The sequence below is a fragment of the Qipengyuania sp. genome (assembly GCF_964227205.1).
Taxonomy (GTDB): Bacteria; Pseudomonadota; Alphaproteobacteria; order Sphingomonadales; family Sphingomonadaceae; genus Qipengyuania.
The window spans coordinates 968223-982007 of the sequence record NZ_CAXQVB010000002.1 but is presented as its reverse complement, the minus strand read 5'-3'; the positions used below and the strand labels follow the sequence as shown (position 1 = coordinate 982007).

Genomic DNA, 13785 nt, shown 5'->3' with positions numbered 1-13785 from the left:
TTTGGAGTGCTGTTTCAATCGGCGCTACTGACACCGGTGTCAACATCGAGATATGTCGTCGGCAGGCCGAGCTTTTCGAGCTGTCCGTCGATTTCCCTGCGGTCGCCGACCACCACGATGGTGAGGTCGTCGGCGCCCAGATAGTCGCGCGCGGCGGCATCGATCGCCGCCTTGTCGATCGCACGATAGGTCGCGGGCAGGGTGACGTAATAGTCGTCGGGGCGGCCAAGCTCGTCGTTCTCGACGATCGCGCCGAGCACCTGGCCGTTGGTTTCGAAGCGATTGGGCAGGCCGCGGATATTGCCGTCGGTGACGCGGGTGAATTCGGTGTCGTCCACGCTGCGCGCCCCGCTGGCGAAGTCGCGTGCGGTTTGCAGGATGAGTTCGACCGAATCCGCGGTGCGGTCCGATTGCACCGAGGTGCTGATGGTGAACAGGCGCGGGCCGTCCGGAGCGTCGACCCCGCTGCGCGCGCCGTAGCTCCAGCCCTTTTCCTCGCGGATCAGCATGTTGATCCGGCTGAGGAAGCCGTTGCCGAGCACCTCGTTGGCGAGGTCGAGCGCCTCGAGCCCCGGCGTGGGGCCGGTCAGCGGCAACACGCGCCCGGCATAGATCACCGATTGCGGTGAATTGGGCCGGTCGATCACGACGAGCCGCGTCTGCGGGGGCGGGGTGGCGCTGTCGAGCACCTTGGCGGGCACCGCCTCGCCCGTGCCCTGCCAGTCGCCGAAGGCCTGTTCGAGCAGCGGCGTCATCTCGGCCAAGGTGACGTCGCCGACGACGTAGATCGCGGCGTTCTCGGGGCGGATCCAGCGGTCGTGCTCGCTAGCCAACGTGGCCGGCTCGATCGCTTTGACCACCTGTACCGTGCCCAACCGCCCGACCGTGCCATACGGATGGTCTTCGCCAAAGACGAGCGGGCGCAGCGTCCGGCTGGCGAGGCCGCCGGGCGAGGAGAGCTGCTGCGCGATCGCCGCGAGCCGCTGGTCGCGTACGCGCTGGACCTCGGTCTCGGCGAAGGCCGGATTGCGCACGATATCGGCCATCAATGTCAGCGACGGTGCGAGATTGGCGGTGAGCGCGTTCATCGTCACCGAACTCGTGTCGAGCGAGCTGCCGGTCGAGATCGTCGCGCCGAGCCGTTCCTGCTCCTCGGCGATCTCAACCGCGCCGCGCGTTTCGGTGCCTTCCTCGAGCAGGTCCATCATCAGCGACTGCGTGCCCGCATGCGCTGCGCCATCGGCGGCATAGCCGGCGTCGAATTCGACGCTGATCACCGCCTTGGGCACTGCCGTCCTGCGCGCGAGGACGACGGGAATGCCGTTGGAAAGCGTGGCGCGCTCGACCTCGGGGAAGGTCAGCGGGCCGACCGGTTCGGGGGTCGGCAGATCGCGCGGCGGGCCGGTGCGGGCGATCTCGATCGGCTCTTTCGCATCGGGCTCGGGCGCGGGACGCGTGGCCTCGTCGCCCCAACCGCCCATTGTCGCGCCGTCCTCGGTCCGTTCGCCCGGCACGATGGCGAGGCGATAGACGGGGCGGCTCAGCCAGCGCTGCATCGCCTCGGTGACGCTCTGCGGCGTCGCGGCGGCGATCGCTTCGAGCTGTTTCTTGTAGTTCGCCGGATCGCGCGCGTAGAGCAGGCCTTCGGCAAGCGTTGCGCCCTTGCCCGAGAAGCCGCCGACGCGTTCGAGCGAGTCGATCTCGCCCGAGACCATGCTGGTCGAGGCGCGTTCGAGTTCATCCGCGGTGGGGCCTTCGGCGACCATCTGCGCGATCACTTCGTCGAAGCGCTTCTCGGCCTGGGCGCGGTCGACGCCCGGCTTCACGTCCATCTGCGCGAAGAGGATAGCAACCTGTTCGGACTGATAGCTGCTGGCGGAGACGCCGGTGGCGAGCTGTTCGTCGCGCACCAGCACGTTGTCGAGCCGCGAGCTGGCGAGGCCGCCGAGCACCGCCATGCCGAGTTCGAGCGGTTCGGCGTCGGGATGCGTCAACGCGGGGCCGGTCCACAGGCGATAGATGCGCGGCTGCGGCACCTGGTCGACCATCTCGCGCGATTTCTCGGCGGCGAGCGTGGTCGGCGGCGCCTCGACCGAGCGGACCTCGGGGCCCGAGGGGATGGCGCCGAACCAGCGCTCGACCATCGGCCGCGCGGTCGCGGCGTCGATATCGCCGGTCAGCGAGAGGACGACGTTGTTGGGCGCGTAATTGTCGATGAACCACTGGCGGACATCGGAAAGGCTTGCCGCGTCGAGATCGGCCATCGAGCCGATGGTCGAATGGCGATAGGGATGGCCGACGGGGAACAGCCCCTCGAGCATGGCATAGAAGGCCAGGCCATAGGGCTGGTTGTCGCCCTGGCGCTTTTCGTTCTGGACCACGCCGCGCTGCTTATCGAGCTTCTCCTGGCTGATCGCGCCGAGGAGGTAGCCCATGCGGTCGCTTTCCATCATCAGGGCAAGGTCGAGCGCGCCGGTCGGGACCACCTCGACGTAATTGGTGCGGTCGAAGTCGGTTGAACCGTTTGTGCTGGTCGATCCCGCCGCTTCGAGCGGGATATCGAAGTTCTCGACGTTCTCGCTGCCGCCGAACATCAGGTGTTCGAACAGGTGCGCGAAGCCCGTGCGCCCGCGCGGTTCGTGCTTCGAGCCGACGCGGTAATAGGTCGTGACCCCGACGATCGGCGCCTTGCGGTCGGTATGGACGAGCACGGTGAGCCCGTTGTCGAGCGTGAACTGCTCGTAGGGAATGTCGACCTCGTCGACCAGCTCGGCGAGCGGGGCGGCCTCGGCGGTATCCTGCGCCACGAGTGGCAGCGGCTGCGCGACGGCAAGTCCGGCGAGGGCGACCGCGGCGATGCCGCTCAACAGATTGCGACGCATCAAATACTCCAGTTTAGCGCTTCGGCTGGTGCGCGACGGTATAGCGCCGCTCGGCATTGGCAAGGACGTCCTGCCGCCAGAAACGGACCGGCTTCAAGCGGTGCTGGACGAACAGCGCAGCCTGATCGGTGTAATGCGGGGAACGCGGGCGCGTGGTCGCCGCGCCGAAGGGCTGGATCGATTGCGAGCTCACCCGTTTGCCCGGCGCCCATTCGACGAACTGGATGAAGCTGTCGCCATGCTTGACCGACAGCCGCCCGTCGTCGTTCACGTCCCAGGTGGTCGATGCGCGCAGCGTGTCGGAACCGCCATCGAGGGGCAGGTCGACATCGCCCTGGCGCAGGCGCAGGACGTCGCTCATCGGCGGGTCAATGCTGCCGAAATATGTCTTGAGATGGCCGACCGCCCATTCGAGTTTCTCGCGGACGTCGGGCAGCGGCTTATTCTGGTACTCGGCCGACATGAAATCCTTGATCATCAGCAGCGCCAGCGCATCGCCGCGGCCGATATTGTCGGCGGTGAAATCCCAGTCGCGCAGCAACGCCCGCGCCTGGCCGAGGTCGCTGTCGGGATCGAGATCGAGCGCGTCCAGTGCATCCCACAGGTCGCCGACATAGCCCGCCCGCTCGTAAGCGGTATCGTACTTGATCCGCTTCAGCCGTTCGAGCGAGATCGGGCCCGCCTCGCTCAGCAGCTTCCACGCGCGGCGCGAGCGGTTGGTCTGCTTGAGTTCGACGCCCAGCTCGGGGGCCACGCTGTCGGGCGCCAGGTCGCTGCCTTCGCCCGCCGCGGTGAAGGGGGTGTTGTTCGCATTGTAAAGCCAGCCCGAAGCGGGGTTGATGGATTTGGGCAGCTTTTCGTAGGGCACCGGCCCGCTCCACAGGGCGCGCGGGTCGTCGCCCGGCAACACGCCGCGCCAGTCGTAACCCCTGGCCCGGTCGGGGATTGCGGCGTTGTAGACATAGGCGATGTTGCCGACCTTGTCGGCATAAAGGAAATTGGTCGAGGGCACGTCCATCCGGGCGAGGATCGCCTGCCATTCGTCGAGCGTTCTGGCCTTGTTGAGCCGGTAATAGGCGTCGAGCTGGCCGAGATTGTCGATCCCGCCATAGCGGATGGCGAAGGCGCCGTTCCCGTTCTTAATCACCGGCCCGTGGACGCTGCGATAGACCGTGCGGCGCACCGGCAGGACCACCGGGCCGAAGCGCACCGGCAGGGTGACCGTCTCTTCCTCGAGGTCGAACCAGCGGTCGCCCATGCGGTACTTCCTGTCGCTCTCGTCGAGCACCAGCTTGTAGACGTCGGTCATGTCGGGCCGGTTGACCGTATTGGTCCAGCCGAGATCCTCGTTGTGGCCGAGGAAGGGGTAAGGGCTGCCGGGGAAGTTGGCGCCGGCATAGTGCCAGCCTTCGCCGCTTTCGACGACCAGTTCGTACCAGGCGACCCCGCCGCGCCAGGGCTGGTGGCTGTTCGAGACTAGGCGGGTGACGTTGTCGTCGGACTTCTGCGGCGCGATGGCGAAGGCGTTGGAGCCCGATAGCGCGCCGTCCTCGCCCCAGGGCAGCGGATAGGCGCGGGCCTGCGCGACCTCGTCCTCGCGGATCACCTCGACGCCGTCGGGCGCGGACTGTTGCGGATCGTCCGCGAGCGGGATTCGCGGGCCGAACTCGGGCAGCAAATCCTCGCCTGCGACCAGCGGGCCGATGGTGTTGTTGAGCCCGAAAAAGAACGGCTGGCGCAGCGCGAAGCCGGCGGCGACATCGGTCCCGTCGACGGGGAAGAGGTTGGCGAGCTTGATCTCGCCCGGGTGCGCTTCGGCATAGTCGTTGAGCCCGGTGGCATAAGCCTCGAACAGCGCGCGCGTATCGGCCGGCAGCTCGGGATAGTGGCGCTCGGCCGTGCCACGCGCGTCGAGCAGGTGGTAGACATAGTCGATCGCTGCCCCGTCCTCGCCGGCGATCGCGCCGTAGCGGCCGCGGCTCATCGCGATCACGTCCTGCAGCGTGGAAAAATCGTCCTCGGCATGCGCCACGGCCACGCCATAAGCGACGTCGCGGTCGCGCTGGCCGTAGATATGCGGGACGCCGAATTCGTCGCGGATGATCTCGGCGCTGTAGGCTTCATGCGAGACCCGCACGCCCTCGCGCTTCGCCCAGAAGGGTTCCCAGCTCGCCAGCGCGATGAAGGCCACCAGCACGATCACGAGCAGCGCAAAGCCGATGCGCCCCAGCCATTTTGTCATGAAAACCCGTCCTCTCCTGCAACCGGCCTAGCGAGCGCACGGGCGCGAGGCAATGCGATTGGGCAAAACCGTATTGCGGCTGTTCCCCGCGGCGGATTCGGCTGGCTAATCATCCTGCCGTGACAGCGCAGATCACCATCGGCCACGAATCATCGGGCAAACCGGTCGAGTTCGACATCGAGGAGCTCCTCGCGACCCGTTTGCTCGTCCAGGGCAATTCGGGCAGCGGCAAGTCGCACCTGCTGCGTCGCCTGCTCGAAGAAAGCGCGGGCATGGTGCAGCAGGTGGTGATCGACCCCGAGGGCGACTTCCCGAGCCTCGCCGAGGAGTTCGGCCATGTGGTGATCGACGGCTCGGCCTATTCGCCGGGCGAGATCGAGGCGCTTGCCCGTCGTATCCGCGAACACCGGGCGAGCGTGGTGCTCGATCTCGACGGGCTCGAGGTCGAACAGCAGATCCGCTGCGCGGCGCAGTTCCTCACCGCGCTGTTCGATGCCCCGCGCGAGCACTGGTATCCGGTGCTGGTGGTGGTCGACGAGGCGCAGATGTTCGCCCCTGCGGTGGCAGGCGAAATCGCCGAGGATACGCGCCGGATGACGCTTTCGGCGATGACCAACCTCATGTGCCGCGGGCGCAAGCGCGGGCTGGCGGGGATCGTCGCGACGCAGCGGCTGGCGAAGCTCGCCAAGAATGTCGCCGCCGAAGCCTCGAACTTCCTCATGGGGCGCACCTTCCTCGATATCGACATGGTCCGCGCGGCCGACTTGCTTGGCATGGACCGGCGCCAGGCCGAACGCATCCGCGAGCTCGAACGCGGGCACTTCCTCGCGCTCGGCCCCGCAATCACGCGGCTGCCTCTGGCCTGCAAGATCGGCCCGGTGAAGACCGGGAACCGCGCGCGCAGCGAAGGGCTCATGGCGCTGCCCGACACTGCGCCCGCCGACATGGAAGCGCTGCTGACGGCAAACCTCGCCAGCGAAGTCGCCAAGGCACCGCCCCCGCCTGCGCCGCCGCCCGCACCGCGCGTCGACGAGATGGAAGACAGCATCGCCCGTGCCGAGGAACGGCTGGTCGATGCGCCGCCACAGGCAGATAGCTCGGCCGTTGCGGCTCAGATCGAGGCGATCATTGCCCGGTTGGCACAGGACGAGGGCATCGCCTTCCAATCGGCCAGCGCGCAGTACCAGACCTTCCTTACCCGCTGCCGCCGCGAGCGGATCATCGGCCCGATGCCCGACATGGGCGCCTTTCGCCGCCGCATGGCCATGGCAGGGGCAGGACTGGACGACCTCGACGAAGCCTTGCGGGATCGGATCATGCAACTGGCCGCCGCCGTCGAGCCCGACCTACTCGCGCCGTTCCTCGTGCTCGCCAGCTCGGCGCATGCAGGCGAGGTGCAGGTCGACGAGGACGCGCTGGGCCGCGCCTATGGCACCAGCTCGCCCGGTCGCATCCGCCGCCTGCTCGACCATCTCGAGCGGCAGGGGCTGATCGTGGTGCGCGAGGATTTCGGCGGCGAGCGTTCGGTCATGGTGCCGGGGCTGGACGGCTTAGCGACTGCCGCCGAATAGCTGGCGCCCGGCGAGATCGAGCATGATCTCCTCGCTCCCCCCGCCGATCGCATTGACGCGCACCTCGCGATAGATCCGCTCGACCTTGCTGCCGGTGATGTAGCTCGCCCCGCCGAGCACCTGCGCCGCTTCGCGCGCGACGGCTTCCAGCATCCGCGTCGCCTGCACCTTGAGCATGGCGAAGTCGGCCGGACGGTCGCGGCCCTCGCGCACCTGCCATGCACACAGGTCCACCCAGGCCTGCGTCGCCTCGATCTGGCGCTCCATATCGGCCAGCTTGATGCGGATCGACTGGTGGCCGACCAGAGGCTTGCCGAAGGTCTCGCGCTGCTGCGCCCAGTCCGCCGCCTCGGCCATGGCGACGCGGGCATAGGCGCAGCACCCCATCGCCATGCCGAGGCGTTCGCCGTTGAAATTGCGCATGATGCCGATCAAGCCGCCGTTCTCGGGTCCGATCAGGTTGTCGACCGGTACATGCACGTCGGAGAAATGGATCGCGGCAGTGTCCGAGCAGCGCCAGCCCATCTTGTCGAGCCGGGTGCGTTCGACACCTTCGCTGTCCATCTCGATCAGCAACAGCGAGATGCCTCCCGCGCCTTGGCCGCCGGTGCGCACTGCGCAGGTCAGCCAGTCGGCGCGCATGCCGGAGGTGATGAACATCTTGCCGCCATTGACGAGATAATGATCGCCCCGGCGGACTGCAGTCGTCTTGAGATTAGCGACGTCGGACCCACCGCCTGCCTCGGTGATGCCGAGTGCGATGATCTTCTGGCCCGCGAGCACCGGCGGGGCGATGCGTCGTTTCAACTCTTCCGAGCCGAGCGCGAGGACGGGCGGCAGGCCGATGCCATGCGTCATCAGCGAGGCGCCGAGCCCGCCTGCGCCGCAGGCGGCCAGTTCCTCGGTCACGACCAGCGAGTGAAAGATGTCGAACCCCTCTTCATGGCCGCCATATCGTTTGGGATAGCGCAGGCCGAGGATGCCCGCCTCGGCAGCCTTTCGATGCAGCTCGCGCGGCAATTCGCCTTCGGCTTCCCAGCGATCGATATGCGGCTCCACCTCGCGCTCGACGAAGCGGCGCACGCTCATGGCGAGCGCCTCGTGGCTCTCGTCGTAGAAGGGCGAACGGGCGCGCCAGTCGTCGAATGCGGTCATAGCGGAAGAGTTGCGCGGAGTGGATGCGCGGTCAATCCGCGACAAAAAATTTCCCTACGCCCCCTCGCCAACTACGGGGACACCCCTATATCTTGCTAATACACCTCGTGAAAATTACGGGGGAGGGCTTGTGTTGCATAATCGCCACACCATATCCGGGCGGCAAATCTTGAATGGGGTGCTTGCATGAATCTTGAAAAGTTCACCGACCGCGCGAAGGGTTTCCTGCAGGCGGCGCAGACCGTTGCCATCCGCATGAGCCACCAGCGGATTTCCCCCGCGCACTTGCTCAAGGCGCTGCTCGACGACGAGCAGGGCATGGCCGCGCAGCTGATCCAGCGCGCCGGCGGCAATGCCGGTGTGGCGATTACCGAAATCGACACGGCGCTGGGCAAGATCCCGGCAGTTTCGGGTGGCGGGGCGCAGCAGACGCCGGGGCTCGACAACGATGCCGTGCGCACTCTCGACCAGGCCGAACAGCTGGCCGAGAAGGCCGGCGACAGCTTCGTTCCCGTCCAGCGTATCCTCCAGGCGCTGGCGCTGGCCGACAATGACGCGGGCAAGGCGCTCAAGGCCGCCGGCGTCGACGCCAAGTCGCTCGAAGCCGCGATCCAGGAAGTGACCGGTGGCCGCACCGCCGACAGCGCGGGTGCCGAAGAAAGCTATGACGCGATGAAGAAATACGCCCGCGACCTCACCCAGGCGGCGCGCGACGGCAAGCTCGATCCGGTGATCGGGCGCGACGAGGAAATCCGCCGCACCGTGCAGATCCTCGCCCGGCGGACCAAGAACAACCCCGCGCTGATCGGCGAGCCCGGCACCGGCAAGACCGCGATCGCCGAAGGCCTCGCGCTGCGCATCGCCAATGGCGACGTCCCCGACAGCCTCAAGGGGCGCACGCTGATGGCGCTCGACATGGGCGCGCTGATCGCGGGCGCGAAATATCGCGGCGAATTCGAGGAGCGGCTCAAGGCCGTGCTCGACGAGGTGAAGGGCGCCGAGGGCCAGATCATCCTGTTCATCGACGAGATGCACACGCTGATCGGGGCCGGTGCATCGGAAGGCAGCATGGATGCCTCGAACCTCCTCAAGCCCGCGCTCAGCCGCGGCGAGCTGCACTGCATCGGCGCAACCACGCTCGACGAATACCAGAAGTACATCGAGAAGGACCCCGCGCTGCAGCGGCGCTTCCAGCCGGTCTATATCGACGAGCCGAGCGTAGAGGACACGATCAGCATCCTGCGCGGCATCAAGGACAAGTACGAACTGCACCACGGCGTGCGCATCACCGACGGCGCCATCGTCGCGGCGGCACAGCTGTCCAACCGCTACATCCAGAACCGCTTCCTGCCCGACAAGGCGATCGACCTGATGGACGAGGCGGCCTCGCGCATCCGCATGGAGGTGGAGAGCAAGCCCGAGGAAATCGAAGGTCTCGACCGCCGCATCATCCAGCTGCGGATCGAGGAGCAGGCGCTGCAGAAGGAGAGCGACGATGCGTCGAAAGAGCGGCTCGACAATCTCCGCAAGGAGCTGTCCGAGCTCGAGCAGCAGTCTTCGGAACTGACCACCCGCTGGCAGAACGAGCGCGACAAGATCCATGCCGAGGCGCGGATCAAGGAAGAGCTCGACCAGGCGCGGATCGAACTCGAACAGGCGCAGCGCGGCGGCGACCTGCAGAAAGCGGGCGAGCTGCAATACGGGCGCATACCCGACCTCGAGAAGAAACTCGCAGAGGCCTCGGGCCACACCGACAACGCGCTGCTCAAGGAGGAGGTCACCGAGGACGATATCGCCGGCGTGGTCTCGCGCTGGACGGGCATCCCGGTCGACAAGATGATGGAAGGCGAGCGCGAAAAACTGCTCGATATGGAAAACATCCTGTCGAAGCGGGTGATCGGCCAGCAACAGGCAATCGACGCGGTGTCGAAGGCGGTGCGCCGCGCGCGCGCCGGTCTGCAGGACCCGAACCGGCCGCTCGGCTCGTTCCTGTTCCTCGGCCCCACCGGGGTCGGCAAGACCGAGCTGACCAAGGCGCTCGCCGGTTTCCTGTTCGACGACGACCAGGCAATGGTCCGGATCGACATGAGCGAGTTCATGGAGAAGCACGCGGTCGCCCGGCTGATCGGCGCGCCTCCGGGCTATGTCGGATATGAAGAGGGCGGCGTCCTGACCGAGGCGGTGCGGCGCAGGCCCTATCAGGTGGTGCTGTTCGACGAGGTCGAGAAAGCGCACAGCGATGTCTTCAACGTGCTGCTGCAGGTTCTCGACGACGGCCGCCTGACCGACGGGCAGGGCCGGGTGGTCGATTTCTCGAACACGCTGATCATCCTCACCAGCAATCTCGGCAGCCAGTATCTTGCCAATATGGAAGACGGGCAGGACGTCGAGAGCGTCGAGCCGCAGGTGATGGATGTGGTGCGCGGGCATTTCCGCCCCGAATTCCTCAACCGGCTGGACGAGATCATCCTCTTCCACCGGCTGGCGCAGGAACACATGGCGCCGATCGTCGAGATCCAGGTCGCGCGGGTGCAGAAGCTGCTCAAGGAGCGCAAGATCGTGCTCGACCTTACCGAGGGCGCGAAGAAGTGGCTCGGCCGGGTGGGTTACGATCCGGTCTATGGCGCACGGCCCCTGAAACGCGCGGTCCAGCGCTACGTGCAGGACCCGCTCGCCGACATGATCCTTTCGGGCAAGGTGCCCGACGGGTCGACGGTCAAGATCGACGAGGGCGATGGCGAACTGGCGATGACCGTGACCTGATCGCCAGCCAGGCTTCGACGAAAAAGGGCCCCGGAATTCCGGGGCCCTTTCTTTTTGCAGTTTCCGGTTTCGATCAGAAGCCGAAGGTTGCCGCAACCTTGAAGTAGCGACCCATGATGCCGTCGAAATAGGTGACGACACCACCGCCTGCCGGCGAGGGATAGGGAGCTTCGCGATCGAACACGTTCTCGACGATAAAGCGGAACGTGAAATCGTCCTCGGTCTTGAAGCTGATTCCGGCGTCCATGTAGACGACGTCGTCGCGTTCGAAGAACTCATAGGCGGTGGGTTCGGCGTCGGGATCGACCACGGCCTTCCCGATGTACTGGAACTGCGTGAACGCGCCCCAGTTGCCGTTGTCGTAGGTCACGCCGACGGTGCCCTGGTGCTTCGAATAGCCGATCCCGCCACGGAAGGTGCTGAGATCGCCCGTACCGACCTGCTGCTGCAGCTTGTCGATATACTGATACGAAGCACGCAGGCCGATGCGGCTGTCCGCTCCGAGGAACGGAGTGGCTTCGGTCCAGCGCAGATCGGCAATGATCCCCTGATAGTCGTAGGATGCGACGTTCAGATAACCCGTGCGGATGAATTCGACCTGCCCGTCGGCGTCACGATCGATCCGATCGCAGGCCGCATTGGGGAAGTCGTTGGCATCGTAGCATGCCTCCAGCGTGCCTTCGGCGTTCACGCTCTGGATCGCGCCCGAAAGAGCGATGTCGACGTAGTCGACCGAGAGCGTGAGGCCCTTGGCGAAGGTCGGCGTGAACACCGCACCGATCGTCCAGCTGTCGGCCGTCTCGTTCTGGAGGTCGGTATTACCCGACAGCGAGCCACGCGTGGTGAAGTCGACGATATTCGAGGTGAAGTTCGCCGGCAGGCCGTCGGCTGCGCAGTTGGCCGCACGCTGGGCCGGGTTCGGACCGCTGTTGATGAAGCGCGCGTCGCACGGATCGTCCGCGGTCGTGAAGATCGCGCTGTTCGGGTTGAACAGCTCGGTAATCGCGGGCGCACGGATCGAGCGGGTGAAGTTGCCGCGGAAGGCGAGGTCTTCGACCGGCTTCCACCGACCGCCCGCCGTCCAGGTGACGTCGCCGCCGGTCAGCGAGTTGTCGACATAGCGAATCGCGCCCTTGGCTTCGAGCAGGTTGACGAAGGGCACGTCCATTGCCGGCGAGATCAGCGGAATCTGGATTTCGCCGAAGACTTCGTCGGTGTTGTACGAACCCGAGACCGGATCGATCGGGATCGAACGACCGTACTGGCTGCGCGGTGCGGTCGGATCGGTCGGATCCTCTTCACCATAGAAGAACGCGCCCGGATCGAAATCGGCCGATTCCTTGCGGTGCTCGTAGCCGATCGAGAACCCGACAGCGCCGCTCCAGATGTTGACCAGATCGCCGCCAATCGTGGCGATGAAGTCATACTGTTCGTTGGTTGCGGTGGGGTCGGCGATGGTCGTGATATAGTCGGCCACGGCCTGCGAGTTCTGGTGCCCGAAGGGATTGAACGGAGCACAGGTGCTGCTGATCGTCGCGATCGGCGAATTTTCCGCCCCGGTCGGGCAACCCGCCAGCGCGTTCTCGAAATTCTGCTGCACCAGTTCGCGGCTGCGACCCTTGGTCTGCGAGCGCCCGTAGGTACCCGACACTTCCCAGTTGAGGTTGCGCGAACCGAGATAGAAATCGCCACGCAGACCACCCGACAGGCGGTATACTTCGACGGTCGAGGAGCCTTCGCCCGAAATCAGGTCGGTGTTGGCGCGGCCGAGGTAGAACACGTCCTGCCCGGCAGGAAGCTGCGAACTGATGATGGCGCGTGCCTGGTCCGAAAGGAACGGGTTGCTCAGCGGTATGATCAGATTGCCGTCGGGGTCGCCGGCATCGCCGAACAGCCAAGTGTTGTAGACCGGCTGCGAGCGCAGCTCGGTGCCCTTCGAATTGGCATATTCGCCTTCGAAGAAGGCAGTGATCGAGTCGGTCACGTCATAGCTGGCGTGAACCGCGCCGAGGTAACGCTCGACCGGCGACAGCAGGTTCTGAACCGGGGTGAGGCTGTAGCCATTGCCGCCCGACGAGTTGACCACGCCATGACGCTCGCCGAAATCGAGCGGGATGAGATTGCCATTGGCGTCGAAGACCAGCGAATTGCCCTGGGCGTCGTAAAAGTCGAAACCGAAGCCGGGGATGAGATCGATGCTGGTGGGCGACCCGTATTCGCTGAGGATGGGGATACGGCGATCGGTGATGATCACATTGTCAAAGGGCGAGTTCGGATCGTTCGGCGCCGCGTAGAAGAGACCCTGTGCGGTACGCTCACGATCGGTGTAGAGCAGGCCTTCGGTCTTGTTGTATTCGACCGCGGCGACGACGTTGCCGCGTCCGTCCGCGAAGCTGGTGCCCACCATCGCGCCCAGACGGTATTCCGGCGCGTCGCCTTCTTCGGCCATCCCCATCTGCGCATCGAAGCGCACGCCTTCGAAGCGATCCTTGAGGATGATGTTGACCGTGCCGGCAATGGCGTCGGCGCCGTAGATCGGAGCACCGCCGACGGCGATGGTTTCGATGCGATCGACCATCAGCGTGGGGATCGTGTTGAGGTCGACCTGCGAGCCGGCTGCGACCGGGCCGAAGATCGACGCCGTGTTCGAGCTGACATAACGACGACCGTTGACCAGCGTCAGCGTGCGCTGCGAACCGAGGCCGAAGAAGTTGATGAAGGTCTGGCCCGAGCCGAAGCTGCCCGACTGGCCGCCGACGGCATTGCTCGAAGGGGGACCGAACGCAGGCTGGTCTTCCAGCACTTCGCCGACATTGGTGATGCCGCGCTCTTCGATCTGCGCCGAATCCACCACGATCGAGGGCTCGAGCGTGTCGCGGTTGGCGCGGCGGATGCGCGAGCCGGTGACGACGATGGCATTGGCCTGCGCCGGTTCGGCTTCGACCTGCTCGTCGTTGGTACCCTCTTCGGCGTCCTGCGCGAGGACGGGGGTGGAAATGGCGAGAGCCGCGATCCCTGCGCTCGTGAAGAGCGCAAGCCGCCGGCCCCGGTTAACGGGGGAAGTCTGAGTCATGATTATCCCTGATTTACGACCAGTGCAGAATTGCACTTGGGACTGTGGGGCACAGTGAGAGGTAGGTTCAAGGGCGTGTCCGCTTTATTGGAAGAAACG

General features: G+C 65.8%; 6 protein-coding genes. 2 read left to right on the top strand and 4 right to left on the bottom strand.

Annotated features, from left to right (window positions below; genetic code table 11):
- Window positions 1-14: 14 nt before the first annotated feature.
- Complete coding sequence (locus ACEQZ0_RS06865) at window positions 15-2882, bottom strand: M16 family metallopeptidase (protein ID WP_370189672.1); 2868 nt, start codon at window positions 2880-2882, stop codon at window positions 15-17.
- A gap of 13 nt (window positions 2883-2895) precedes the next feature.
- The gene (locus ACEQZ0_RS06860; RefSeq protein ID WP_370189670.1) at window positions 2896-5124 is read right to left on the bottom strand and encodes an acylase; all 2229 of its coding nucleotides are present in this window, start codon (window positions 5122-5124) and stop codon (window positions 2896-2898) included.
- A 119-nt stretch (window positions 5125-5243) separates the two neighbouring features.
- Between ACEQZ0_RS06860 and ACEQZ0_RS06855 the strand changes: the two genes are divergently transcribed.
- Entirely contained in the window at window positions 5244-6695 is a 1452-nt protein-coding gene (locus tag ACEQZ0_RS06855; RefSeq protein WP_370189668.1) for an ATP-binding protein, read from the top strand.
- Here ACEQZ0_RS06855 and ACEQZ0_RS06850 read toward each other — a convergent pair.
- Complete coding sequence (locus tag ACEQZ0_RS06850; protein ID WP_370189666.1) at window positions 6675-7850, bottom strand: acyl-CoA dehydrogenase family protein; 1176 nt, start codon at window positions 7848-7850, stop codon at window positions 6675-6677. The two genes, ACEQZ0_RS06855 and ACEQZ0_RS06850, sit on opposite strands and share 21 nt — an antisense overlap.
- Window positions 7851-8036: 186 nt before the next feature.
- Here ACEQZ0_RS06850 and clpB point away from each other — a divergent pair, with 186 nt between their 5' ends.
- Complete coding sequence (gene clpB, locus ACEQZ0_RS06845; protein WP_370189664.1) at window positions 8037-10613, top strand: ATP-dependent chaperone ClpB; 2577 nt, start codon at window positions 8037-8039, stop codon at window positions 10611-10613.
- A 73-nt stretch (window positions 10614-10686) separates the two neighbouring features.
- Here the strand turns inward: clpB and ACEQZ0_RS06840 are convergent, their stop codons facing one another.
- Window positions 10687-13686, bottom strand: a complete 3000-nt coding sequence (locus ACEQZ0_RS06840) for a TonB-dependent receptor plug domain-containing protein (RefSeq protein WP_370189662.1) — start codon at window positions 13684-13686, stop codon at window positions 10687-10689.
- Window positions 13687-13785: the final 99 nt, after the last annotated feature.

Bases quoted from the DNA above. Each gene is read 5' to 3' on its own strand.
- ACEQZ0_RS06865 (WP_370189672.1), bottom strand. From the start codon at position 2,882: ATGCGTCGCAATCTGTTGAGCGGCATCGCCGCGGTCGCCCTCGCCGGA.
- ACEQZ0_RS06860 (WP_370189670.1), bottom strand. From the start codon at position 5,124: ATGACAAAATGGCTGGGGCGCATCGGCTTTGCGCTGCTCGTGATCGTG.
- ACEQZ0_RS06850 (WP_370189666.1), bottom strand. From the start codon at position 7,850: ATGACCGCATTCGACGACTGGCGCGCCCGTTCGCCCTTCTACGACGAG.
- clpB (WP_370189664.1), top strand. From the start codon at position 8,037: ATGAATCTTGAAAAGTTCACCGACCGCGCGAAGGGTTTCCTGCAGGCG.
- ACEQZ0_RS06840 (WP_370189662.1), bottom strand. From the start codon at position 13,686: ATGACTCAGACTTCCCCCGTTAACCGGGGCCGGCGGCTTGCGCTCTTC.